Origin of the sequence: Moraxella sp. ZY210820, from assembly GCF_030674635.1 — a bacterium.
In the GTDB taxonomy this organism is placed as follows: Bacteria; Pseudomonadota; Gammaproteobacteria; order Pseudomonadales; family Moraxellaceae; genus Acinetobacter.
Genome location: NZ_CP089978.1, coordinates 1 through 26,131, shown reverse-complemented (window position 1 = coordinate 26,131; position 26,131 = coordinate 1). Strand labels below are relative to the sequence as shown.

Below are 26,131 nucleotides of genomic sequence, written 5' to 3'. Positions count from 1 at the left end.
AATTAAATTTAAGCCGTTTTCTGCTCAAAATTTCAATACATATTACCACAACTCTAGTTGTGTACTTGGTCCTGTAGTATCTACACCATTTAATTCAGCATAATGGAATAATTGACCCAATAACTGACGAATTGGAGGACCTGATTTAGCTTTAGTATCAGTAACTACAATAAACTCCACCACTTTCGCTCGTTCACTTTGTCGCTGTTTACTCACACGGTAACGTGGTACATCTTGAGTTAATAGTTGTACAAAACCACGTTTTAAATTGGCTTCCAACACATCTTGAGCCGAAATATTACCATCAGTTGAATAACTCGTAATAATATAACGTGCATTAATCGTCTGTAATAATGCTTCATAGGCTTCTTTAGCATGTTTTGATGAATTATACGCACTCGGACGTTCTTTCCGCCATGCACGGTCAATACCACTTTTATAACCTTTAGTATCAGGTGGTGGCAAATCAATTTGATCCCACAATGTTAAAGCATTCAATACATGGTAATTACTACTATAAGCATGTTGATTATACGGTGGATCTAAATAAGCAACATCAACTTCAAAACCCTGCATTTGTTCTGCTAATTGTTGTGCATCCATACACCACATTTCTGCTGATAAACGTTTTGGGTCTCCGTTAGGACAAAAAATACTTGGTTCCAACCATAATTTTGATTCAATGCGTTCCAATGCTGTTTTCGTACGCCCTCCCCAACCCTGATGAAAACTTTTAAATACACCACTAGTATTACTCACAAAACTCGCTGCATACAACAACGGTGCTAATAAAGCACTGGTTTCTACATCATTAATCACGCCTTGCCATTGCCATATCGCAATTTGCTGACGAATCGCATCAATACGCATACCATTACGGCGTTTAAAAAATAAACGGTCTCGGCTTGGATCATATTCATCATCATTGCGTGGACATAAATTATGCGTTACCCAACCTTTTACTTCAGGTAAATGATTTAATGTAGCAATTGCCTGTTTATATCCGCCTAATTGAGCAAATTCAGGTTCTTGACTACAAGCTAAAATTGCATAATTTAAGGCTTGACTATATGGTTCCCAATCATTAGCAATCACACGATAGCCCTTTTCTCGTGCAAAACGTGAAACCACGCCACTCCCCGCAAAAAAATCAACAAAAATTGGTGGATTTTTTCTACGGCGATGATTAATTGTTCCTGTTAATTCTAAAGCTTCCAAAATCAAATGGAGCAAACGGCGTTTATTACCCAAATAAGGCACTAATTGATGAAATAAATATTCATCAGTTGTGCGTGCAGAATGACGGCGTTTATGATAGACAGAGTTTTCTTGTTTTTCTATTGCTGTCATGTTGATATACTCTTACGATTATCAGGCTTTAAATGAATGCGTAAATCATCACCTATATAATAAACGGCTTTTATTTTAAATCGCTGTTGTTGATTTAAATACTCAAATGGTGCATTAAACATTGAACGAGTATTTACCCCCAATAAAGTTGGTGCAATATAATGAATCATTTCATCAACAAGATTTTGCTCAATAAATGATGTCGCTAAAGTCGCTCCAGCTTCCACCAATAAATCATAAAGTTGATATTCACGGCATAATGTTGCTAATAGCTCATCTAATGGCTGGTCTGGTAATTGTATTATACCTAAATCTGCTAACTCCTTGCGATATTTCCCAACCACAATCACTTGTTCAGGTTGAGCAAGAATTTTAGCGATTAAAGGTAAACGCCCTTGTCGGTCTAAAATAATCCGTTTAGGCTGTACAATATCGTCAATATTGACATCTGACAATTGACGTACATTTAACTGGCAATCATCAGCTAAAACCGTATTAATACCTGTAATCACAGCACCCGAAATCGCACGCCAATGTTGCACATCTTGACGTGCGAGTTCGCCTGTAATCCATTTTGATTCGCCTGATGACATGGCAGTACGCCCATCTAAACTACTGGCGATTTTTAAACGTACATAAGGCATTTGCGTTGCCATGGCTTTTAAAAAGCCTTGATTTTGTTCACGAGCTTGCTCTGCCAATATGCCAACTGATGTCATAATTCCTGCTTGTTCTAACATGGCTTGTCCTTTGCCTGCCACTAAAGGATTGGGATCTAAATTGGCAATTACCACACGAGCCACTTTAGCTTGAATTAAAGCATTAGCACACGGCGGTGTACGTCCATAATGAGCACAAGGTTCTAAAGTTACATAAGCCGTTGCACCAATCGCATTTTCGCCTGCTTGTTGTAAGGCAAACACTTCTGCATGAGAGCCACCTACAGGTGCAGTTGCCCCTCGTCCAATGATTTGTCCATCCTTGACTAATACACAACCCACCGCAGGATTAGGACGTGTACGATAAATTGCAGTTTGTGCTTGGGCAATGGCTTGAGACATGAAAAATTCATCAGTCTGTAGTAACTCAGTCATGTTTACGTTTTCTCAACTGCTCAATATTTTGTAAAAAAACATCTAAATTTTGGAAATCTTGATAGACCGATGCAAAACGAATATACGCCACTTCATCTAAAGAATATAAACTTTCCATCACAATTTCACCAATAGTGCGTGAACGAATATCTCGCTCGCCAATGCGTAAAATTTTAGATTGAATATCGCCTACAGCCACATCAATTTGGTCTAATGTAACAGGACGTTTTTGTAAAGCGTGCATTAAAGAACGGCGTAATTTCTGTTCATCAAAGGGTTCATTAGTCCCGTTACTTTTAATTACACGAGGCATTAATACATCATAACTTTCAAACGTAGTAAAACGCTCACCGCAAGCATTACACTCTCGGCGACGGCGAATTTGCCGACCTTCAGCAACAAGGCGTGAGTCAATCACTTTACTATCGGCGGTATGACAAAATGGACAGTGCATAGATTTCCACGAACTAGATAATGCTAACATCTTTATATCTAACAAATTTTACACTAAAATAGCATAAAATGATATGCTTATGTACCACTTCCATGATTTTGATAAAATGAGAATCTGCTATGACACCTACAAACTTATCAATCCTAGCATCTAATCCTACATTATCATGGATCACGCATTGGACAAATTGGTTGATTGAACAATATCAATTAACCGAAGAACAACAAGTTTATCATCTGATTACACAAGTCATGGAACAATTAACACAGGGTAATAGTGTTTATTTTACCAATGATGTTAAAGCCTTAAAATACGCTTGTCAATTACAACAAGATTATTTACAAGATATTGATTTATCAGTCAAAAACACTAAATTTATTCCACAAATCACCACCAAATCTGCTATACCTTTTATTTATGATGGGCAAGCACTCAGTCTCTATCGTTATTGGTCATGGGAAATGCAACTTGCATGGCAACTCAAACGTCTCAGCCAACAGCACATCAGTCATGATATTGATTTAAGCCCATTTGATGATATGCTCAATCCATTAGACCAACATCAAATGAATGCTATCAAATCAGCAATTCACCATCAGCTCAGTTTAATCACAGGTGGGCCAGGAACGGGGAAAACTTTTACATTAGCACAAATTATTGCCATCTTACTAAAATTAAATCCTGATTTACGCATTGCTATGGCTGCACCCACAGGTAAAGCTGCTCAACGTATGCAAGAAGCTCTGCAAAATGCTATTAAATCTCTGCCACAACACATCAAAAATGATAAATTAAATCAATTACAGCCGATGACTTTACATCGTTTACTGGGTATGGGAACATCACAAAAGGCGAAATATCACATTAAAAATCCACTACCTTATGATATCGTGGTGGTCGATGAAGCATCGATGTTAGATTTAAATATGGCTCATTTATTGTGCAATGCTTTACATCATGATACACGTTTAATATTATTGGGCGATGCTCATCAGCTTGCGTCCGTTGATGTAGGGTCAGTGTTGGCAGATATGCAAAATGTGCCCGATTTAGAACCTTATCATCAAAAATTAGTGTATAGTCGCCGTTTTGATGACCAATCCCATATTGGTAAAATCGCCAAATTTATTATTGATGATTGTCAAACTATTCATCAGCAAAATCAACATCATTTTTTACAACAATTCGAACAAATTCTCCCACCAACCACTTTTAGTTTACCGCCAAATACAACTGATAACTTTGCCCAATTATGCTATTTTGACAGCACATCACAACAGACTGATTTTTATCAATATTTAATACAAGGTTATGAGTATTATCAACAACAAATTAAACTTGTTTTACCACAATTAGAAAATATCATGCAACGTTGGATAAATGGAGACCCTGACAGTCAGCAACTGATTCAAACTTTGTGTGATAGTTTCGATCGTTATCGTATTTTAACAGCCACGCAAATGGGGACTTTTGGCGTAACTCAGCTCAATGAACGCATTGAATCAGCATTATTACAGCAGTTACATCAACAACAAGCTCATATTCATCAAATCAAAAAGACCGTTTGGTATATCGGTAAAGCAGTAATGATGACTTATAATGATTATACGCTAGGGCTATCTAATGGTGATATTGGTATTTGTTTAAGTCAAAATCATCAACAATATAGTGTATTCTTTCCAAGTTTACAAAAATGGTTTATCGCATCACGTTTACCACAAAATATTCAACCCGCTTTTGCCTTAACTATTCATAAATCGCAAGGGTCTGAATTTCATCATACCGCCGTGATTTTACATGATGATGCTGAACGCTTACTCAGCCAAGAATTAATTTATACAGGCATTACCCGTGCGAAAAAACAACTGACTTTACTCTGTAGCCGTGAGAGTTTAGCAAAATTACTACGTCAAAGAACACAACGCTATAGCCAACTGGCAAATAAAATAGCATTACTGGATAAATAACACAAAGTATAAATAATGATAAATTTTAACGATAAATATAATTGAAATTTAGAATAAAATGATATAATATAACAAATACAAGCTAATCAAGATGATTAGATATAGCATACAAAACACAAATCTAGCCGATGTTTTGTATCCGTTCAATGGATTAACGTATGTAGACCTGAACCTTGTAATTTTGGGAGAGATTGCAAGGTTTTGTTTTGTCTATAGCTCATAAAAATGATATGATATTTCAAAAATATGTATTTTATTGATAGGTTAAAAATATGCGTAGCGATCAACGTGCTTTAAATCAACTCAGAGATGTTAAAATTACTCGCCAATATACCCGTTATGCTGAAGGTTCTGTGCTTGTAGAATTTGGACATACCAAAGTATTGTGTACTGCAAGTATTGATTCAACTGTACCACGCTTTTTAAAAGGTACAGGTCAAGGTTGGGTTACTGCGGAATATGGTATGTTGCCACGCTCAACGCATACGCGTACCGACCGTGAAGCCGCTCGTGGTAAACAAACTGGACGTACACAAGAAATTCAACGCTTAATTGGACGTAGTTTGCGTGCAATGGTTGATTTAAATAAATTAGGCGAACATACCATTACTATTGATTGTGATGTGATTCAAGCAGATGGTGGTACACGCACAGCGTCAATTACAGGGGCTGCTGTAGCATTGGTTGATGCAATCAATCATTTATTAGCCGAGAAAAAAATCAAACATGACCCACTTGTTGGCTTAGTAGCTGCCATTTCAGTAGGTATTTATCAAGATGAAGTATTACTTGATTTATGTTATGAAGAAGATTCAAATTGCCAAACTGATTTAAATGTAGTGATGACACAAACAGGCGAATTTATTGAAATTCAAGGTACCGCAGAAGATAAACCATTTACTCGTCAGCAATGTAATGCGATGTTAGAAATGGCTGAACAGGGTATTCAGCAATTGATTGAACAACAAAAATCAGCATTAGATTGGTAAATAAATCTGTTTTAAAACAAAATGCCGTTTAACAAAATTTAAACGGCATTTTGTTTTAAATGGAATGATATTAATCTACAAAAGTCACTTCAGCAATGGCTTTTTTACCTGCTTGAATAATTAATGTACAATTTTCTTTCACCGAGAATGATGCTTCAACCACTTGTTGATTAACTTTTACTGCACCACGAGCAACAGTATCTTTGGCTTGAGCAGAATTTTTAACCAATCCAACTAAACGTACAATCGAGCTAATAAATAATTCGCCACCATTTTCCCCACGAGAAATTGTTACTTGCGGAATATCATCAGGGATTTCACCATCTACAATACGATTACCTGCTGATTTATGTGCATTTTCTGCTGCTTCTTTATCGTGGAAACGCTCAATTAATTCTAAAGCTAAAATACGCTTAATCTCTTGTGGATTGCGACCATCAGCCATTTCTTTAAGTAATACGTCAATTTCATCAAGCGGTTTAAAGCTCAATAATTCAAAATAACGTGGAATTAAACTATCAGGCATCGATAAGATTTTTTGATACATCGTACCCGCACTATCAAACACGCCAATATAATTACCTAAAGATTTAGACATTTTATTGACACCATCTAAACCTTCTAAAATTGGCACTGTAATACAAACCTGTGGCTCTTGGTCATAACGTGCTTGTAGTGTACGTCCCATTAAAATATTAAAGGTTTGGTCAGTTCCACCTAATTCCACATCAGCACGCATCGCAATCGAGTCATAACCCTGTACAAGCGGATATAAAAACTCATGAATTGCAATCGGTTGTTGTGCATTATAACGCTTGGTAAAATCATCACGTTCCAACATACGTGCTACGGTCTGTTGGCTCGCTAATTGAATTAAATCTGCCGCCGTGCGTTGATTAAACCATTGTGAGTTAAACATGATTTGTGTTTTATTTGGGTCTAAAATTTTAAACACCTGCTCTTGATATGTCTTGGCATTGGCTTCAACTTGCTCACGTGTTAATGGTGGACGTGTCGCACTTTTACCTGTTGGGTCGCCAATCATTGCCGTATAATCGCCAATCAAGAATAAAACTTCGTGTCCTAAATCTTGAAACACTTTCAATTTATTAATCAGTACCGTGTGTCCAAAATGCAAATCTGGAGCCGTTGGGTCAAAACCTGCCTTAACACGTAAAGGACGCCCCAATTTTAATTTCTTTAATAAATCTTCTTCGGATAAAATTTCATGCGTACCACGGCGAATTAACGCCAATTGTTGCTCTGCTGGTAAAAAATTTGTCATGTTTATCTCGCTTGGCTTATTTATGTGGGCTATATAGTAGCATTTTTTTTAGTTTTAGAATATGGTTAAAATAGGATTTGTCTTTTAATCATCATAATGAAAGCGACAAGCAATGACAGTAATACTATCATCACTCACAGCATAAACTAAACGATGTGTATCATCAATCCGTCTTGACCAATAGCCAGATAAATTTTCTTTCAATGCTTCAGGTTTACCAATTCCTGTAAAAGGTGTACGAACGATTTCCTTTAATAGTGCATTAATACGCTTTAAAGTCCGTTTATCTTGGGTTTGCTAATAAAGATATTGCTCCCATGCTTCAGGAACAAAACTGATTATCCTACTCATCATCAACTTCAATCAATGATTTTACTTGTGCTTGTCCTGATTTATGTTGAGCAATTGCACGTTCTAAAGCATTACGATTCGCTTTACTAGAAAGTAAATATAGCGTTTCCATCAAACCATTAAAATGTGTTTCACTCATTAAAACCGCATTTCCACCTTGTTTACGATGAATGAGAGTAACATCAGCATCATTAATCGTACGGTCAATATGTGTTTTTAAATTACTGCGAATATCACTATAACTTACTATATGCACAACATCACTCCCAATATTTTATCTAAAATTTTATTGTACTGATTTTAAATCTAAAAATCTAGTCTCATGTTTATCTTACACATTTTCACAGAATACGTTATACTAAACCATCTAATAAAATGAGCAAAATTTCCCATGAGTTTAATCTATATCGGTGTGATGACAGGCACAAGTATGGACGGTTTAGATGTTGTTGCGGTTTCTTTTGAACCTTTAACGCTACATGCGACACTTACTGTACCATTCGATGAAGATTTACGCAGTCAATTAATGGCATTAACCTTGCCTGACGATAATGAAATTGACCGTATGGGCATTGCTCACGTTGCATTGGGTAAAATGATTGGTCATGCCATCAACCGTTTAATTGATGAAAATCAGTTAGATAAAAATAAGATTAAAGCGATTGGTTCTCACGGACAAACCATTCGCCACCGCCCTGAAAATGGTTTTAGCTTACAAATAGGCGATGCCCATACCATTAGCGAAATGACAGGTTTACCTGTAATCCATGATTTCCGTATGCGAGATTTAGCTGCTGGTGGGCAAGGAGCTCCTCTCGTACCAGCCTTTCATCAAGCCTTATTCCAACATGACAGCATTCATCGTGTGATTTTAAATTTAGGCGGTATTGCTAATGTCAGTATGTTACCTGCTGGTCAGCCTAATCAAGTGTATGGTTTTGATACAGGACCTGCAAATATTTTAATGGATGCATGGTGTGAACGTCATACAGGACAACCTTATGATGAAAATGGCGATTGGTCAGCCTATGGACAGCCGATTCGTTCCTTATTAGAACGATTATCAAGCCATGATTATTTTGCTAAAGAACCGCCAAAAAGTACGGGGCGAGAAGATTTTAATATTGAATGGCTTGATGACCAAATCAGCGATTGGCGTAATGATTTAGATTATGACGAACTAGAAGATACACCAGAAAATATTCAAGCCACGTTAATGAAATTAACCACACGAGCAATTAAAAAGGCGATTTATCGTTGTGAATTGATGGATACAGGCGAAGTTTATGTCTGTGGTGGTGGTGCATATAATTCACATTTATTGGAACAATTACGTTGGCGACTGCGTAAACATAATTGGTCAGTACAAACCACTGCGGATTTAGGTATTGCACCAACATGGGTAGAAGCAACGGCTTTTGCTTGGTTAGCCATGCGATATTGTCAGCATTTAGCAGGGAATTTACCTGCGGTAACGGGGGCAAGTGGTTATCGAGTGTTAGGAAGTATGACGCATCCTTAAAATTTTAAGGGTGTTGAATAGGAATTAAAAACGTAATGAACCTTGCATTTGTTTAATAACATTATTCATTTTTGCTTTGTCAGATGTTGGATATTCAAAATAAATTGAAATATTCCTATTTCCTTTTACTTTGATGGTTTCATAGAAAATAATACCACGATTATCATAACCGCTTACTGTATAAGAGTTATTCTTTAGCAACTCATAAGTAACACGATAATATTGATGGTAAAATTGTTGTCGTTCTTTTAAATAGGCTACACCAGTTAAAATACCATTAGATGTAGTATTATAATCCGCACTACTCATAATATAAGCATTAGAATGAGCTAATTTAAACATACGCCCATTACCTTGTGGGGTTGCTTCTTTTACAGTTACATTACTTGGGAAATCTACACAATAGCCTATTTGTTTATCGCAGTATGTTCCTGCATAGCTAAATGTAGAAACTGTAGCTAAACCAATAATAAAGAAGAATTTATTTAAAATATTCATTACCACCTACTACAATATAAGATAAATAACGAGTAAGGTGCTTATTATGTACCTTACTCTTGTTAGATGAAATAAATTTCTGTTTAAAACAACCTTATTACTATTTACTAAGCGTTTGAATACACTTAGCCTCATAATTATATGGCGTTGGACATTCCATCACATTCTTTCTCTCATCAAGCCATTGAATTTTATTACCTACAATTTTGTAATAACCATTTTCAACAGGCATAAGAGATTTGTATTTACCTTTATAAATAACACCTGTACTTACTACACCATGCAATTTGATAGTTGTAGTACCATCTTTACGAATAGTAATACTTTGTCCTGTACCACTTCCAGTATCAAAATTAAAATGACGAGTACCTACAAATGGTAAATTTTGGGCATTACTTATTGTTGTTATAAAACAAGTTATAACAATAACACTACCTAAAACTACTTTTTTCAATAACATTACAAATCTTCCCAAGTAAATTAATATCCACAACTGTTAGTTGCAATCATTTTTTTAGCGTCTTGTTTGAGACTACCAAAATCTTTACTATGTACATCGTTAATTAAACATGAACTACCATTACAAGCTAATTTGAAGCGTAAAGATTCTTTATTGCCCCATAATGTATAAGTAACTTGTACATCACCGCCTTGTAACACATTCGCTTTTAAATTTTTAAAGTCTTGTTTCTCTGGACCGCCATTACCATGTCCTAAATAGTAATGCTCAGCAAACTCACAACCCATTCCTTCATAATCTGGGAGCAAACTCATTTTTTTATCAATTTGATGAGCTTTTTGTAAAATTGATTTAAATTCTTGTGTGGCATATGGACTAACTTTTCCATTGAAAACCGCCTTTTTCACAACATCAATTTTCGCCTGATTATTTGCAAAACTCACATTTGGCACTAATGCCATACCTGCAATTGCAAGTGTAAGTCCTAATTTCTTTAACATTTTACACCTTCATTGATTGATTGAAATCCTTTTTATTTACTTTGCAGTAAATAAAACACCATGAAATTTTACACAATACTTGACTATTTGCTGTAAAATTACTCATAATGTATCATGTTTGTAAAAAATAGCCAGCCACAATTTAGACAATTTCTGTCCAATTTGTATAATTTACAATAGAGTTTAAAAATGAAAGCACATGAAAAAATTCGCATTTTCCGAGAAATTAATCAATTATCACAAGAAGATGTCGCAACTCAACTCAATATGTCTAGTGGTGGTTATGCTAAAATTGAACGTGGTGAAACCAATTTACATATCGACAAATTACAAAAAATCGCTCAAATTTTTAATGTAAATGCTCGTGATTTACTTGATGATACGCAAACTGATATTTTTATTAATATAGGGGATAACGTACATAATTATAATAATCTAAAAAATAATAGCAATAGTGAATTAAGTTATGAAATTCAAAAACTTAATTTGATTATTCAACATAAAGATGAAATGATTCATCAACTTAAAAATGAAATTGAAACTTTAAAAGTTGCCTTAAATCAGCTCAATAATCGCTAAAAAATACACCTAGATGATGTAAAACGGTTGTTATCTCTATTTTTTCTTATACTTAAAATGTTAAAATAGCTGTTTTAGATGATTTAGGCTTTAATATGAACATTTCAAAATTTGGCAAAAAATTTACTCAAAATAGCGGTATTTTACAACTCATGGACGATTTAGGTAATGCACTCAATAGCGAACAGCCAATTAATATGCTTGGTGGTGGTAATCCTGCACATATTGAAGCAGTTAATCAAATCTATTTAGAAAGTTTACAACATATTATTCAAGATGAAAAAAATCTAAGTCAAAACATTGCCTTAGATAGCATTAATAATTATTCTACACCACAAGGCGATGCAAAATTTATTCAAGCCTTAGTTGATTTTTTCAATCGCCATTATGATTGGAATATTAGCAAAGATAATATTGCTTTAACCAATGGCTCACAAAATGCTTTTTTCTATCTATTTAATTTATTTGGTGGACAATTTGATGATGGAACGGATAAATCCATTTTATTACCACTTGCTCCCGAATATATCGGCTATGCTGATGCCCATATTGATGGTAAACATTTTATTGCCATTCAACCTGAAATTGAACATACGCAATATCAAGGGCAGGAAGGATTTTTTAAATATCGTGTTGATTTCAATGCCTTAGAAAATTTACCAGAACTCAAACAAGGTAAAATTGGGGCAATTTGTTGCTCACGTCCAACCAATCCAACAGGGAATGTTCTAACTGATGATGAAATGGAACGTTTAGACAACATTGCCCAGCAATACAACATTCCATTAATTATTGATAATGCCTACGGTATGCCATTTCCTAATATTATCCATCGTGAAACCACTTTAACATGGCATAATAATATTATTTTGTGTTTTAGCTTATCCAAAATTGGTTTAGCAGGTGTACGCACGGGAATTATCGTAGCACACCCTGATGTAGTGAAAGCAATTAGTAGTTTAAATGCAATTATTAATCTTGCACCAAACCGTTTTGGTTGTGCAATTGCTACACCATTATTAAATGATGACCGTTTAAAAACGTTATCACTAGAGCATATCCGCCCATTTTATTTACAGCAAGCACATACTGCCATTCATTTATTAAAAAAAGAGTTTAAAGACTTTCCACAAGTGAAAATTCATCAGCCTGAAGGAGCAATATTCTTATGGATTTGGTTTGAACATTTACCAATTTCTACACAACAACTTTATGAAATACTTAAACAAAAAGGTACATTAATTATTCCAAGTGAACATTTCTTTGTTGGTGTGGATACGCAAAATTTTGCTCATGCTCATCAATGTATTCGTATGAGTATCGCTCAAGCCGATGATGTATTAGAAAAGGGAATTCAAACCATTGGCGAAGTAGTCAGAAATATTTATAAAAATCATGCTATAAAATAGGTAGGAAAATCATCTACTCAAATAGATTTTTCTTTCGCAGTGATGAAAAATATCATTTCATCACTGTAAATAGCTCAAATAAAACTCTATCAATATCTATCATTGCAATGTTTCACGTGGAACATCAATTTACGCTATTCTTTGTGCCAATAATGTTGCAAAACGGAGTTGAATGCGTTGCCCATTAGCATCAACTTTATGTAATTGTCCAACATCTTCATTATACTTCACAATATTCCACTGTCGATAATAACGCTGTAATTCATTCGTTTTAAAAGTGAATGAAAAAGGCATATTCACAGGATAATCTTCACTATCCATTGCACAAACAATTAAATTAAAACCGCCAATTTTTGTTGCATTTTGCATACTTTGAATGAGTGGTGCTATACACTGTGGTTGTAAAAACATAAATACAACGGTCGATAAAATAAAATCATACGCTTGCTCAATATGAACATTTAAGTTTAAATCTCGTATTTCTGTTTTAATTTGTTGAATTTGTTCATGTTGTAGTATTTCATTCAGTTTAGCCAAACTGTTTTCATTATTATCCCACGCATCTACTTGAAAACCATATTGGCTTAAAAATAGACTATTTCTTCCCATACCACAGCCTAAATCTAAGGCTCGTCCCACATTTAGTTGCGGTAACGCCTCTTTAACCTCTGAATGCACTGCGGTTATTTGATACTTTTTTGCAAAATAATCAATCTCTTCACAGTAAAATGACAATTGACATTCTACATCATCACTCACTTCAACAATTTGATGCCAAACTTGTGGTTCAATCATTGGTGGTTGTGTGTTTTTATCAAAATCATGCAGTGAAATCATTTCACCCTCAGACGTAACAAAAGCAAACGTTAATGTTCCCTTAAGAATTTCTAATTTTGCCCATGTTCCTTGTTGAGTATTATGTGGTTGTTTAAAACCTTGTGGAATAAGATTGGCAGACCATATTGGAAATTGTTTATAGCAGATTAGATTCGACATGGTTATTTCCTAAACTTAAATATGTATTTATATTATATCTTTTAGAATACAAACTTCAAGTCTCAGCATATAATTGCTCACGAATTTTAGCTAAAGTTTGTACTATTTTATTTTCATCTGGTTTTGCAGGTAGTGAACTCTGTTGAAATGCTATTTTTATTTCATCTTCCAATCGCTCTGCCCAAACAATCAACGCATCATATTCAAAATTACCTGCTTTTATGGCTAACAATTCATCACGATTTGCTCGTTTTACATTGACCTGACCCGTTTGAGCAATATCCAACGCAGTTTGTAACAAACGAATGGTATGCATCATATTTTTGCTATCATAACCTTTACCGTGTTGTTCGGTTGTTTGATAGCGTTGCTCATTGCGATGCTCAACCCAATGCCAATAGGCTTGATAATCATTGCAATATTTAGAAAAGCCCATCTGATTAAATGACAAATAGGCGATTGGATTTAAACCTTTAGGAATAGAACTCAATAACACTTGCGTATTATCCTCATGACGGATAATACCTGAAAAATTCATTGTTCCATCATCAACAAACATGGCATACATTTGAGTTGCGTGGGGCATAGCAGATAAACCCATTTGAGATTGTTCAAGATGATTTTTTTCGAGCCATTTTTTAACATCGATACTCTGCCCACCTTGAAAAACCACACAAAAATCTAAAATATTTTTCTTTTCTTTCGCAATTGGATTGACAATTTTTTTATTAAAACCTCGAGCTTTTTTAATTTGTGCCGTTGCAAACCCTGCAAATGTTTGCATACATAATTTGCTAATAAACCATTCTGGTTTAAAGTAATTCATCAATGGATGTTTATATAAGATTTTATCGCTTGGTGTTGCCAACAACTCCATCATATTAGGATTATTTTGTAATAATAGTTCAATAAATCGTCCTAATTCATAATAGACAATGTCATTGGTTTCATTCGCAATTTGTGGAATATACTGTTTATGTAAACCATAATAATAAGATTTTGGTAAATAAAATACCCCTTTAATATCCGTATCTGATGTAGGTGTATCTAAACCATAGGCTTTTGACCCTGAAATACATTCTAGTAAAATTAAGTTTTGTGATTTTAAATCGTGAATTGTGAGCATTTTATTTCTACTTTATGATTGTTGAATGGCTAGAAGTAATAATCCATCTATCGATTTAAAGCCTAAACGCTGATAATATTGTGAGAGTTCATCCGTTTTTGCATCAATCATAACAAAGGCAATACCTGTATCTAAACTTAAAGCCTGTACCTTATTGATAGCATGAGACAACAATGTTTTTGATAAACCTTGTCCCTGATATTTTACAGATACCCCCATTCGACCAATTAACACTGCTGGAATTTGTCTCGGATAACCTTTAATAAAACCTGTCTGATTATCAATACTAATATTTGATAATGTATAAAAGCCCAAAATTTCATCACCATCGACTAATAAATGTGTCTTTGAAATACCTTTTTTATGATGTTGATTTGCCATATTCCACAAATAATGATTGATAGCTTGATAACCACAATCAAAGATGGTTCTATCGTATTTGACATCAAAACGCTCAAATCTCATCACATATCCTTCGTTAAAGCCAACAAATTTTGTAACTCTTGATTAAATACTGGCGGATTATCTAACAAATCTTGAATAACTTCAGCCTGCTCCTGATTAGGTACAAATTGCGTTAAATCGCTATTTAAAAACAATTCTTGTTCCTTATATAACAATTTATCCAACAATTCAGCCACGCTAACGCCCTGCCGTTCAGCAGTTTGCATAATTACTTGTACCGTTTCTACAGGCAAATCGAGCAACATAATTTAACTCCCAATGATTGATTTTATCTCCATTGTACAAAGATAAATACGATATTGCAATTCATCATAACCTATCAATGGTTCGTTTAAAAAAGTCATTGAGTAAACGAATATCACCTTGTTTTATTTCAGCAAATGGCAACTGTTCTGCTTGTTGCCATAATCGAATAATTACCTGCTGTAAAATAGGGTTGAGTTGATGTGTATATTGTTCATCAACTTGAGTTTTTATTACTATCAATTGTTGAATAGCTAATAATTCATCTGTGTTTAAAAGCTCTGCCATATCCATCATCTCTACTGGAATCGGCTGATTTTTTATTTTTACCCAAATACTGGCTAATAATGCTCGCAATACATAAAAATATTTTTTCAATTTAATGGGTTGAGTACAATCTAAATCAACATTTTTTGCCATATTGTGATAATGATAAAAACAGGCTTTGGCATTAAAAAAGTCATATTGTAGTGATTTTAATTCAGTGATAAACACATGATTTGCATGATAAACGATTGGCGAATTTATCCATTCTAAAATCACACTATTGGATTTATACAGTAATTGCAATGCTTTACGCAATTCCCAACCGCCAATATCAAACGGTACAGCATATACATCATTTTGAATAAATTCAAACGTATCTTTTGCTGGAAAAATTTGCCAATAATAATCAGACTGTTCGGCATAAATCACACGCACATCAAAATCACTATCAGGCGATGCAAAACCCCACGCACGACTACCACTTTCAATCGCATGTAGGCAATGAATATGCTCATTTTGACACACATCAAGGATTTTTTGACAAATCGTTTGCCTATCAGGTTGTATAGAACTCATGGATAATTTTCTATCGATTGATTGATAACGCTGTCATTTTATAATAAATATCACGCACAATCGAGAAAAATCTCATCATTTATCATATCACGCTTACGTTTATGTTTTAAACGTGCAATATGATGACGGTGGATATTTTTCATAGTATTACGCTTTAACCGACCACTCATAATTCAACCACTCAGTATTTTCCTTTGCTCCTAAACGTTGATAAAAACGTTGCCCACGTTCATTCCAAGGAGCAACAGTCCATTTTATCGTTTGACAACCATGTTGCTGAGCCACATCATACAAGGCATTCATCAATTGTTCACCAATTTTCTGATTACGATACGATTCAGCCACATATAACTCTTTCATATAGATTGCAGGGCAATTTTGTGCAGTATAAGGTAGAAAATAATACACTAACATACCTGCAATCGTACCATTATCATCAGCGACCAGACTATAAAAATCAGGCGGATTTTTCTCGAATCCACGCTGTTGCACCACATCAGGCGTAATCGCAAAACTGTCAATATATTGCTCAAAAATCGCCAGTTGTTTCATCAACTCAAATAATTGGGGAATATCTTGCGGTTCAGCTAGGCGGATTTTCATATTTTTATCTCATGTTTCACGTGGAATATCATTTATGCGACAGGGAATATCCTAATTTTTGACAATGCTTGATATGCTGTAGATATATCGTATATTCTGGACTATCAAATGCTGGTTTAGGTTGATGATTTTCACAATTTTTATCCACTCGGTTAAAGTCCGAATATGAAGAATCAGACTCGGGCAGAGCTGTACAAGCACTCAAAATGAGTAATGGAAAAATAATGATTGATAATTTCATCACGCATCAATTTCCGCATTTAACGCATTTTCTTCAATAAAGATACGGCGTGGTTCAACATCATCGCCCATCAAGCAAGCAAACATTTTATCGGCTTCAATCGCATCTTCAATGGTTACTTGCAACATATTACGGTTTTCAGGGTCCATTGTGGTTTCCCAAAGTTGTTCGGCATTCATTTCCCCCAAACCTTTATAACGTTGAATCGTCATACCACGTCTGCTATCGAGTAAAATTTGCTGCCACACTTGATGGAAATTTTCCACCATAATTTTGCGTTCGCCTTTTTGTAAATATGCACCTTTTTCCAACAAATTAAACCAGCTTTTCGCATTTTTTAATAAACGATGATATTCAGCTGATTGGAATAAACTTAAGTCTAATAAATAATGTTGCGGTAAATTATGCACATAAATGGTTAAACGTGGGAAATAAGCAATATTCTTTTCGCCATCTTGTTCCACTTCAAATTGTTCTAAACTGATTTCTGGGCGTAAATTTTCTTGCATTTGCTGAATTTTTTGCTGAATTTGATTCGCCCATTGTTGCACATAATCACGGTCAAAACGTTGTTCCACGTGGAACATTTCTGTCGCCAACATGGTATCAATCAATACCGCAGGGTAACGCTGTGTCAAACGGCTAATATTCTTTTGTGAACCTTGATAATCAGCAATTAACTGCTCCAACGCCACGCCTGTCATCGCAGGTGCATCTGGACTAATATGTAATGCTAACTCATCAATAGCATTGGAAATCAGATAGCTATTTAAAGCATCATCATCTTTAATATATTGTTCTTGCTTGCCTTTTTTCAATTTATAGAGTGGTGGTTGTGCGATATAAATATGTCCACGTTCCACCAATTCAGGCATTTGACGGAAAAAGAATGTCAATAATAAAGTACGAATATGCGAACCATCGACATCCGCATCGGTCATAATAATAATTTTATGGTAACGCAATTTATCTGGATTATATTCTTCTCGACCAATACCACAACCCAATGCAGTAATCAATGTGCCGACCTCTTGACTAGAAATCATCTTATCAAATCTTGCACGTTCCACATTAAGAATCTTACCTTTTAATGGTAAAATCGCTTGCATTTTACGGTTACGCCCTTGTTTTGCTGAACCACCTGCCGAATCACCTTCGACCAAGTACAATTCTGATAATGCAGGATCTTTTTCTTGACAATCTGCAAGCTTACCCGGAAGTCCAGCGATATCTAATGCACTTTTACGGCGTGTCATTTCACGGGCTTTACGAGCTGCATCTCTCGCACGAGCCGCATCAATAATTTTTCCAGCAATGGCTTTTGCTGCTTGTGGATTTTCCAGCAAATAAGCTGAAAATTCTTTATTCATCGCTTGTTCTACAGCAGGTTTTACTTCACTGGAAACCAATTTTTCTTTGGTTTGTGATGAAAATTTAGGGTCAGGCACTTTCACCGAAATAATCGCTGTTAGCCCTTCACGAGCATCATCACCTGTAACGCTGACTTTTTCCTTTTTCAGCAGATTTTCATTTTCCATGTATTGATTGAGACCACGAGTCAAAGAAGCACGAAAGCCTGCTAAATGCGTTCCACCATCTTTTTGTGGAATATTATTGGTAAAACAGAGTACATTTTCTTGATAACTATCATTCCATTGTAATGCGACTTCTACGCCAATCCCTTGTTCAGCTTCAACGGTAAAATGGAAAATATCATTGAGATGTTGTTTCCCTTCATTAATATATTTGACAAATTCGGATAAACCACCTGCATAATCAAAAATATGTTCCACATTAACACGTTCATCACGCAAAATAATTTTTACACCTGCATTAAGAAATGATAATTCACGCAAACGGCGAGCTAAAATATCCATATTAAAAATGGTTTGGCTAAAGGTTTCAGCACTCGGTAAGAATCGTACTGTTGTACCTGTCTCTGTCGTTTCGCCAATTTCACGCAAAGGATATTGTGGATCACCATGACGATATTCTTGTTCAAAAATTTTTCCATTGCGTTTAATCTTTAGAAATAATTGACTGGATAATGCATTGACCACCGATACCCCAACACCATGCAAACCACCTGATACTTTATAATTATTATCGTCAAATTTTCCGCCTGCGTGGAGAATAGTTAAAATCACTTCCGCCGCTGACACGCCTTCTTCTGGGTGAATATCTGTTGGAATACCACGCCCATTATCCGTAACACTCACCGATTCATCTTCATGAATAATCACGCTAATCTCATCACAATGTCCAGCTAAGGCTTCATCAATGGCATTATCCACGACTTCAAACACCATGTGATGTAAACCTGAACCATCGTCCGTATCACCAATATACATGCCTGGACGTTTACGCACAGCATCTAAACCACGCAAGACTTTAATACTTGACGCTTCATAGTTATTATTTTGCTCAGTTGTTGTTGTGCTTTGGTCGTGATTGCTTACATCAGTGGTCATAAAATATTCCTATTGGCGAACATAAATCGGGGAATGGTTTGTCATTTTTAAGATAAAAATTAGGCTTATTTTTATTCAAATAAGCCTTAAAATTATAACATATTTTTCAGATTTACGCTAATTTTTACGCAAATGGATTGCCTTTCGGACGTGGTTTATGTTCGATTGATTCGGTTACATTGCCTTGACTGTCAATGATTAATGTAATGGTTAAAATTGAACCATCATGTTTAATCGGCGGTAGTTTTTCATGACCAATTAATTCATGCTGACGCTGTTGTGTGAGTTTTTTAGGATAAATCGTGTGTTTTTTCCATGCTGAAGCAGGTGCAGACTGAGCATAGGCTAACGCTCGGGCATCAATTTGCTGATAATGAGCATTATACGCCTGTGTCCATGCATCCTGTGTAGGAAAATCACTCAAATATTTGCCAAATTTCGTATCTAATGGATCTTTATTGTGAATAAGATATTCAACAGTAAATGTTTCTGGCACAAATTGTCCAACATTACATTGTAATGGGGAATGTGCATAAGCTGTTCCTTTAATCAGACCTGTACAACCTTGATTATGTGGCGTAATTTTATAAATCACATCTTGATTTTCGTAAATATTTTCATTGACATTAACAACCACAAAAACTTGATTGACAAATGCTTTATCAATCGCATCAAATATCATTGGTGTGATACAACCTTGTAATGTGAGTGGCAATATTGACAGTAATAAAATCGGTTTTAATTTCATTTGATAAACTCCTTCATCATTTTTCAGTAGCCTAGCACAATAAAAATCACTTTTCAATTATCATAGTCGCTCATATCATCAACACAAATACAACCTTGTTCCACGTGGAACATTTTCATCATTTTTATTGATGTAGAATAAATTGCAAATCATCAATCTGTTTTTGTAGATTAGCGATGACACGCTCATCATCACCCCAATTGTCAAGAAAGTTCCATAAATCATTCGGTGGATTGAGCATATTCTGCAAAATCTCAATCGATTTTAAAATCAACATTTCTCTTTGCTCGAGATATTGCACTGGAAAAGCATAAGCCGAGCCAAAACAACACAATGTATGAATTGCCGCACGCACGCTATCAAATTCTTCCTGTTCCACATCAAAATTAAGAATGGTATCCATCACCAATTCAAAATGCCCATTTTTCCAAAAAAGATGAAACCAATCGGCGGCTTCATCATTCGCCCAAGCATAAATATCTGTTTCTGCCATATCACATCACCTTTTAGATTTCTCGAAGTTTAAGATATTTTACAATCAATAGATTGGCATACGACCCGTTAATTTATAGGGAAGTAGATGCGAATTTAAAGGAATATTCACTTCTCTAATATTTTCAATCATCGCTCCCCAATAACTAAAATCATTGATGATATTTTTATCAATCGCATACAATCGCTCTTGTAGAATATCCGCTTCTCGCTCGGCAACTGTGGCTAAAGATTGATCATACGCCTTAAAATTCCCTTTTAGCACATAAACCGCCGATAAAAGAAAACTATATGAATTCACAAAATCTAATAAATTTTGATTCACATATTTCAAATGAATACCATCTTGCAAAAATGATTGATATTGATTAATCAAGTTTTTATCAACATCGACATCATCATCGCCCACAAAACAAAACTCATCGCTCAAATGTGAACTTGAATATTGATCACATAACATATAAACCTGACCAATATCATTCAATACAAAATAGCCACCACTTTCTCGACCAAAACAAGCAAATGATTGATGATTTTTGCGAAATTGAATCAATTCATCAGGAAAATTGATAAATTTAAACCCCGCATGTCGATAATCATCTAAATAATAGTATAAATTATGATAGGCTTCGTTTACACTCATTTCTCGAGTGTTGATTTCTTTAACAATCGTAAAGCCACTTTGTTTAAAAAATGCAATATCAGCAACGCATTCTTTGCACGTTAAATCATCATAAAAAACATTCACCATAACTACACTCAATAACGCATTTCTACAAAACTAAGCCCTTTAAGCTGTTTTTTCTTCAACCAAAGATTTGAATCGTTCTGTACACATCAATTTATTATTTTCAGCACAAATAAATACATCAGGCACATCAATTTCTTTGGGAATAAATTTTGTAATTTTTTCATAGACAATCCCACTCATATTCACCAGTGTAGCATTTATCTTTAAAATGACGACCACCCGTAAAATGTGGGCAATCTGTACCATTCGCCTGATATTTTACAAAATAAAGTTTTTGCATCATTATTCACATCATGTTTGACATTCTTGCCATAATTTCATCTTCATTTCTTTGTTGATTGCTATTTAATTCAGTATGAATCAACGAATCATGCACAGAAAAATAAGCGTCGATTTGAACACCAGAAAGCTCTACTGCTTTTAACCAACATTCTCTAAACCAGTTTTCAAAATAATCATGTATTTGATCAGAAAACTCATCCATAATATCGATGACTTCATCATCATCAAAATCATCGTATAAATCATCTTCCAACTCTATTTCTTTTCTTTGAAATTCCTGCGAAAGAAAATCTCCGCTTTTTTCTGTAGGCAAGTTTATAGGCATAGAAATAATATCACCTGTTTTATTCATCGCCTAAAAAGATGAGGTAAAATATTCATAACAATATTCGCCATAAAAATATGCTAAATTGGAATTTCGTTCATTCTCCAAATAAATGACCGTTTTTCCTAACAACATATCCAATAAATCATTGACCATGATTGGTTGATAATTTTTCAAATCTCGTTCAAATAACTTAAATACAATCTCATCTTTTCTCATCAAATACACCCTTATCCCAAACTGACTGATACTCCACCTTGTTCCACGTGGAACATCGCATATTTTAAACCTAATTCATCAAGCTGTTGCTGAACCAAACTCGGCTCAAGCACAGTAACAAAAACCTGACTTCCCAACTCAACCAAACGAGTGATTAAACATTGTTGTGCTTGTATATCAAGTTCTGCGGTTAAATCATCAAGCAACACCACTGTTTCACGATTTTGTGCTGACAGCATAGCAATTTGTGATAATTTCAATGCCATCATCAACATTTTTTTTTGCCCACGAGAAAGCACATCATCAGCATCACCCAAGGACGTTTTAAAACGCAAATCCGCACGATGTGGTCCATATTCTGTGGTTTTACGCTCCACATCTTTATCATGATGAGCCAATAAATCCTGCCACAGACCTAATTCCGCATGAAATCCAGCTTGATAATTCATTTTTATACTGATTTGTGGTAATAATTGTTGTAATTCTTGTTCAAAAAAAACTTGCCATTGTTCCATAATTTGAATACGTTGCTGATGTAAGGTCTCGCCATATTCTGCTAATAATTTATTCCATACCTCAAGCTGATTAAAAGAAACATAACGCTGTGTTTTTAATAAATGATTTCGTTGCTTTAGCACACGTCCATATTGCTGCCATGTATGATAAAAATCTTGTTCCACGTGAAACATCAACCAATCCAACATTTGACGGCGTGGTTTTGAACCATAATCCAAAATATCGGTACTTTGCGGGTCGATATGTTGTACAGGCAATAATTTCGCCAATTGTCCTTGTGTTGCAATATTGTCGCCATTGATACGAATCACTTGTTCACCAGATAAATATTTTTGCATCCCCATTTTATCTTGATGAGATTGTGCAAAGACCAGCATATCTTGTTGTTGATGTTGAATATAAAGTTTAGGTAAATGTGTACGAAATGAACGTCCCGTTGCCAATAAATGTATCGACTCTAAAATTGATGTTTTTCCTGAGCCATTTTGTCCATAAAAAACATTAAACGGTTGTAAATCTGAGATTACAACCGCCGATAAATTACGCACACGCTCAATATTTAGTTTATTGATTTGCATATTATTATCTAATTTATTTTAGTTACGCATCGGCATAACGACATAAGTTTGCGTTGCACATTCTGGATCTTGCACCAAAATCGCACTATTAGTTTCACTTAAAGTCATTTGTACTTGTTCACCATCAAGTGCATCAATCGCTTGTAATAGATAATGCACATTAAATGACATTTCCAAATATTCAAATGGATACTCAATCGCTAAATCTTCCGATGCCTCGTCTTGCTCTGGGTTATTGGCACGCAATTGCAAATTATTATTTTCAAATGTTAAAAATACACCATGCAATTTTTCATTACTTAAAATTGCCACACGATGTAATGATTGACGCAACACATCATGATACATACGCACGGGTTTATCGCCATTACGTGGAATCACTCGGCGATAATCAGGATATTTTCCATTAATCAACTTGGTAGTAAAACGTACTTCAATATCCGCTTGTTCTTTTTCTTTACTCGGTACTTGAATAGTCACATGCAATAATTCTTGACTCATGGTCAATACTAATTCACGTTCATCAGCACCTAATAAACGATGTAATTCATTGACTGCTTTGCGTGGAATAATTGCTTGTACCAATTGCTCAACATCTGCTTGTGCGGTGGTTTCACAAACTGCTAAACGATGACCATCAGTGGTTACCGCACGCAATTGATTTTGTTCAATTTCTAGTAAAGTTCCTGTTAAATAGAAACGTACATCTTGTACCGCCATGGCAAATGCAGTTTTTTCAAAAAGATGTTTTAATTCTTTTTGTGCCACACTCACTTGTAAACCGTGAATTTGTTCCACACTTAATAATGGATAATCTTCAGCCTTAAGCGTACCTAAGACAAATTTACTTTTACCAGATTTAATAATACAACGCTGATCTTCAGTAATATTTAAATCAATCAACGCTCCATTTGGCAATGATTTACAAATTTCCATTAATTTACGTGCAGGAATTGTTCCCTCACCAGCCTGTACACACGCACCTTCAGCCAACTCAACCGTTGCTACTAATTCAGCTTCCAAGTCAGAACCTGTTACAATTAATGTATTTGGTGTAACTTGAATTTTAATGTTTGATAAAATATTAATGGTATGACGACGCTCTACCACACCAACTACATGAGATAAAACATTAATTAAACTTTCTTTACTAATTTTTAAATACATAACCCACCATTCTCAACCAATGATCATCAAATTAATGTGTGAAATTTTAACATTTTCCCTATATCATTGGCTAGTTTTATCTATTTCTAGTTAAAACTTTATTTTTAGATGAGTATGAAAGTGCATAGCATATTGATAAGAAAACCAATATTCACAATCACTTAGCATTGTAATAATTTTAAAAGATTCTTATAATCTTCATCAAAACTAATATCTTCAGCACACAACTCTTGTACTTTTTCACAAGCATGCATCACCGTACTATGATCTCGACCACCAAATGCCATGCCAATTTCAGGATAACTATCTCCTGTTAATTCACGCGATAAACCCATAGCAATTTGACGTGGGCGAGCATAAATACGCGTACGCTTAGGACCAACCAAATCTTTAACCGAAATACGAAAATATTCACTTACCACTTTTTGAATATTTTCTACACTAATCTTTTTAGCACGTATTGATAAAATTTCTTTTAATGACTCACGCACTAAATCCATATCAATACTACCTCCACGGAAACGAGCAAATGCATTTACTTTGTGCAAAGCACCTTCCAATTCACGTACATTTGCAACTACATGTTGTGCAATAAACAAAGCACAATTGCGTGGCAAATCCATATTCGCACTTTCTGCTTTTTTCAATAAAATTTCTACACGTGTTTCCAAATCTGGCGGTTCAATTTGTACCGATAACCCCCAAGATAAACGTGATACTAAACTTGCATCTAAACCTGTTAATTCTTTAGGATAGCGGTCAGAAGTCAAAATAATTTGTTTAGAATCTTCCAATAATGCATTAAAAGTATGAAAAAATTCCGTCATACTTTTTTCACCACTTAACAAATGAATATCATCTACCAACAACAAATCTAACGAACGATACTCCTTTTTAAATTCTTCCATTTTATCCAATTTAACTGCAGTTACATAAGCACGCACAAAATCTTCCGTAGTCATATACAATACACGAGCTGTAGGGCGTGCCTGCAACAGTGCATTACCCACAGCTTGCATTAAATGTGTTTTTCCTAAACCTGTAGCCCCATACAAAAATAATGGATTATTTTGCGTTTCTCCCAAATGCGTTAGCACTTTACGGCAAGTTTCCGCTGCCATACGATTGGAAGGACCTTCAACAAATAATGAAAATGTAAACAATTGATTTAATTCACGATGCTTAGCAATTTTAGAAATTTGATGTATTTTTTCTTCTTTTTTGGCTTTAAATGATGTAGCAGAATGCTCAACAGCAACAGGTTTAACAGGCTTGGTTATCGTAGTGGTAGTTTGAATAGGGTTAATGACTGATACTTGCTGATTATTTTTTTCTTCAGGTGTTAAAATTTGATCACCAGGGCGACTATCAACCAGCAATTCAACATTTTCAGCCAAAATACGCCCTTCAGATGCCTGCTCTACAGCAATCGCAATAATTTCTAAATAATTCTTTTTAACAGCATTATACCAATGCTGATTTGGTGTATAAATCTGCACTTTATTTTCAACTTCATCAACATGAACCTGTAAAGGTCGAATCCACATAGTATAAGCACTGGCTGGTATAACTTCCTTTAAACGAATAGAACAAGTTTCCCACAGCAT

General features: G+C 34.9%; 29 protein-coding genes and 1 pseudogene. 5 read left to right on the top strand and 25 right to left on the bottom strand.

The features are described 5' to 3' along the window. Positions 1–42 precede the first annotated feature (42 nt). The 3 genes from LU301_RS00150 to nrdR are packed head-to-tail and all read right to left on the bottom strand — an operon-like array spanning position 43 to position 2,898. On the bottom strand, positions 43–1,350 hold the full coding sequence (locus LU301_RS00150; RefSeq protein WP_305271300.1) for a DNA adenine methylase: 1,308 nt from the start codon (positions 1,348–1,350) through the stop codon (positions 43–45). After that, a complete protein-coding gene (ribD, locus tag LU301_RS00145; RefSeq protein WP_305271298.1) occupies positions 1,347–2,444 on the bottom strand; it encodes a bifunctional diaminohydroxyphosphoribosylaminopyrimidine deaminase/5-amino-6-(5-phosphoribosylamino)uracil reductase RibD in 1,098 nt (365 codons plus the stop codon). Before ribD ends, LU301_RS00150 begins: the two co-directional genes overlap by 4 nt. Next, positions 2,437–2,898, bottom strand: coding sequence for a transcriptional regulator NrdR (gene nrdR / locus LU301_RS00140; protein WP_305274093.1), 462 nt, complete (start codon positions 2,896–2,898; stop codon positions 2,437–2,439). Before nrdR ends, ribD begins: the two co-directional genes overlap by 8 nt. 119 nt (positions 2,899–3,017) lie before the next feature. Between nrdR and recD the strand changes: the two genes are divergently transcribed. Both recD and rph read left to right on the top strand, forming a co-directional pair. Continuing rightward, on the top strand, positions 3,018–4,865 hold the full coding sequence (gene recD / locus LU301_RS00135) for an exodeoxyribonuclease V subunit alpha (RefSeq protein ID WP_305271295.1): 1,848 nt from the start codon (positions 3,018–3,020) through the stop codon (positions 4,863–4,865). Positions 4,866–5,137: 272 nt separating this feature from the next. Then, a complete protein-coding gene (gene rph, locus LU301_RS00130; RefSeq protein ID WP_305271293.1) occupies positions 5,138–5,854 on the top strand; it encodes a ribonuclease PH in 717 nt (238 codons plus the stop codon). A 70-nt stretch (positions 5,855–5,924) separates the two neighbouring features. On the opposite strand, the gene tyrS is transcribed toward rph, so the two are convergent. The 3 genes and pseudogenes from tyrS to LU301_RS00115 form a co-directional block, all read right to left on the bottom strand. Next, positions 5,925–7,139, bottom strand: a complete 1,215-nt coding sequence (tyrS, locus tag LU301_RS00125) for a tyrosine--tRNA ligase (RefSeq protein WP_305271290.1) — start codon at positions 7,137–7,139, stop codon at positions 5,925–5,927. 84 nt (positions 7,140–7,223) lie between these two features. Continuing rightward, a pseudogene (locus LU301_RS00120) lies at positions 7,224–7,490 on the bottom strand (Txe/YoeB family addiction module toxin). After that, positions 7,483–7,746, bottom strand: a complete 264-nt coding sequence (locus LU301_RS00115) for a type II toxin-antitoxin system Phd/YefM family antitoxin (RefSeq protein ID WP_305271287.1) — start codon at positions 7,744–7,746, stop codon at positions 7,483–7,485. The pseudogene LU301_RS00120 and the gene LU301_RS00115 overlap by 8 nt, the downstream one beginning before the upstream one ends. Positions 7,747–7,881: 135 nt before the next feature. On the opposite strand from LU301_RS00115, the gene LU301_RS00110 reads away from it, so the two are divergent. Further along, the gene (locus LU301_RS00110; RefSeq protein ID WP_305271284.1) at positions 7,882–9,012 is read left to right on the top strand and encodes an anhydro-N-acetylmuramic acid kinase; all 1,131 of its coding nucleotides are present in this window, start codon (positions 7,882–7,884) and stop codon (positions 9,010–9,012) included. Between the two features lie 24 nt (positions 9,013–9,036). Here LU301_RS00110 and LU301_RS00105 read toward each other — a convergent pair whose 3' ends face one another. The 3 genes from LU301_RS00105 to LU301_RS00095 form a co-directional block, all read right to left on the bottom strand. Further along, on the bottom strand, positions 9,037–9,510 hold the full coding sequence (locus LU301_RS00105) for a hypothetical protein (RefSeq protein WP_305271281.1): 474 nt from the start codon (positions 9,508–9,510) through the stop codon (positions 9,037–9,039). 100 nt (positions 9,511–9,610) lie between these two features. Next, a complete protein-coding gene (locus tag LU301_RS00100) occupies positions 9,611–9,970 on the bottom strand; it encodes a hypothetical protein (RefSeq protein ID WP_305271278.1) in 360 nt (119 codons plus the stop codon). Positions 9,971–9,990: 20 nt separating this feature from the next. After that, positions 9,991–10,470: a hypothetical protein gene (locus LU301_RS00095; protein ID WP_305271275.1), complete on the bottom strand. Its 480-nt coding sequence runs from the start codon at positions 10,468–10,470 to the stop codon at positions 9,991–9,993. A 189-nt stretch (positions 10,471–10,659) separates the two neighbouring features. Between LU301_RS00095 and LU301_RS00090 the strand changes: the two genes are divergently transcribed. Further along, on the top strand, positions 10,660–11,049 hold the full coding sequence (locus LU301_RS00090; RefSeq protein ID WP_305271273.1) for a helix-turn-helix domain-containing protein: 390 nt from the start codon (positions 10,660–10,662) through the stop codon (positions 11,047–11,049). 95 nt (positions 11,050–11,144) lie between these two features. Continuing rightward, complete coding sequence (locus tag LU301_RS00085; RefSeq protein ID WP_305271270.1) at positions 11,145–12,458, top strand: valine--pyruvate transaminase; 1,314 nt, start codon at positions 11,145–11,147, stop codon at positions 12,456–12,458. A 129-nt stretch (positions 12,459–12,587) separates the two neighbouring features. Here LU301_RS00085 and tehB read toward each other — a convergent pair whose 3' ends face one another. From tehB to dnaA, 16 genes are all read right to left on the bottom strand, one after another. Beyond that, positions 12,588–13,454 carry an SAM-dependent methyltransferase TehB gene (gene tehB / locus LU301_RS00080; RefSeq protein ID WP_305271268.1) on the bottom strand — a complete coding sequence of 289 codons (867 nt, stop codon included), beginning with the start codon at positions 13,452–13,454 and terminating at the stop codon, positions 12,588–12,590. A gap of 55 nt (positions 13,455–13,509) precedes the next feature. Then, a complete protein-coding gene (locus LU301_RS00075) occupies positions 13,510–14,580 on the bottom strand; it encodes a nucleotidyltransferase domain-containing protein (protein WP_305271265.1) in 1,071 nt (356 codons plus the stop codon). A 12-nt stretch (positions 14,581–14,592) separates the two neighbouring features. Next, a complete protein-coding gene (locus LU301_RS00070) occupies positions 14,593–15,045 on the bottom strand; it encodes a GNAT family N-acetyltransferase (protein WP_305271262.1) in 453 nt (150 codons plus the stop codon). Next, positions 15,045–15,290 (bottom strand): type II toxin-antitoxin system TacA family antitoxin, encoded by a 246-nt coding sequence (locus LU301_RS00065; RefSeq protein WP_305271260.1) that lies wholly within the window; start codon positions 15,288–15,290, stop codon positions 15,045–15,047. Before LU301_RS00065 ends, LU301_RS00070 begins: the two co-directional genes overlap by 1 nt. A 64-nt stretch (positions 15,291–15,354) precedes the next feature. Then, the gene (locus LU301_RS00060) at positions 15,355–16,131 is read right to left on the bottom strand and encodes a nucleotidyltransferase domain-containing protein (RefSeq protein WP_305271257.1); all 777 of its coding nucleotides are present in this window, start codon (positions 16,129–16,131) and stop codon (positions 15,355–15,357) included. 147 nt (positions 16,132–16,278) lie between these two features. Continuing rightward, entirely contained in the window at positions 16,279–16,734 is a 456-nt protein-coding gene (locus tag LU301_RS00055) for a GNAT family N-acetyltransferase (protein WP_305271254.1), read from the bottom strand. A gap of 28 nt (positions 16,735–16,762) precedes the next feature. Continuing rightward, the gene (locus LU301_RS00050; protein WP_305271252.1) at positions 16,763–16,975 is read right to left on the bottom strand and encodes a hypothetical protein; all 213 of its coding nucleotides are present in this window, start codon (positions 16,973–16,975) and stop codon (positions 16,763–16,765) included. Next, complete coding sequence (gene gyrB, locus LU301_RS00045; protein ID WP_305271249.1) at positions 16,975–19,446, bottom strand: DNA topoisomerase (ATP-hydrolyzing) subunit B; 2,472 nt, start codon at positions 19,444–19,446, stop codon at positions 16,975–16,977. Before gyrB ends, LU301_RS00050 begins: the two co-directional genes overlap by 1 nt. 124 nt (positions 19,447–19,570) lie before the next feature. Beyond that, complete coding sequence (locus tag LU301_RS00040) at positions 19,571–20,194, bottom strand: hypothetical protein (protein WP_305271245.1); 624 nt, start codon at positions 20,192–20,194, stop codon at positions 19,571–19,573. Between the two features lie 124 nt (positions 20,195–20,318). Further along, on the bottom strand, positions 20,319–20,687 hold the full coding sequence (locus LU301_RS00035; RefSeq protein WP_305271241.1) for a hypothetical protein: 369 nt from the start codon (positions 20,685–20,687) through the stop codon (positions 20,319–20,321). A gap of 45 nt (positions 20,688–20,732) precedes the next feature. Continuing rightward, a complete protein-coding gene (locus tag LU301_RS00030; RefSeq protein ID WP_305271238.1) occupies positions 20,733–21,437 on the bottom strand; it encodes a hypothetical protein in 705 nt (234 codons plus the stop codon). 286 nt (positions 21,438–21,723) lie between these two features. After that, positions 21,724–22,071 (bottom strand): hypothetical protein, encoded by a 348-nt coding sequence (locus LU301_RS00025; RefSeq protein WP_305271235.1) that lies wholly within the window; start codon positions 22,069–22,071, stop codon positions 21,724–21,726. A gap of 3 nt (positions 22,072–22,074) precedes the next feature. After that, a complete protein-coding gene (locus LU301_RS00020; protein WP_305271232.1) occupies positions 22,075–22,263 on the bottom strand; it encodes a hypothetical protein in 189 nt (62 codons plus the stop codon). A gap of 11 nt (positions 22,264–22,274) precedes the next feature. Continuing rightward, positions 22,275–23,357 (bottom strand): DNA replication/repair protein RecF, encoded by a 1,083-nt coding sequence (gene recF, locus LU301_RS00015; RefSeq protein ID WP_305271229.1) that lies wholly within the window; start codon positions 23,355–23,357, stop codon positions 22,275–22,277. An 18-nt stretch (positions 23,358–23,375) separates the two neighbouring features. After that, positions 23,376–24,524: a DNA polymerase III subunit beta gene (gene dnaN / locus LU301_RS00010; protein WP_305271226.1), complete on the bottom strand. Its 1,149-nt coding sequence runs from the start codon at positions 24,522–24,524 to the stop codon at positions 23,376–23,378. Positions 24,525–24,685: 161 nt separating this feature from the next. Then, positions 24,686–26,131 carry a chromosomal replication initiator protein DnaA gene (dnaA, locus tag LU301_RS00005; protein WP_305271223.1) on the bottom strand — a complete coding sequence of 482 codons (1,446 nt, stop codon included), beginning with the start codon at positions 26,129–26,131 and terminating at the stop codon, positions 24,686–24,688.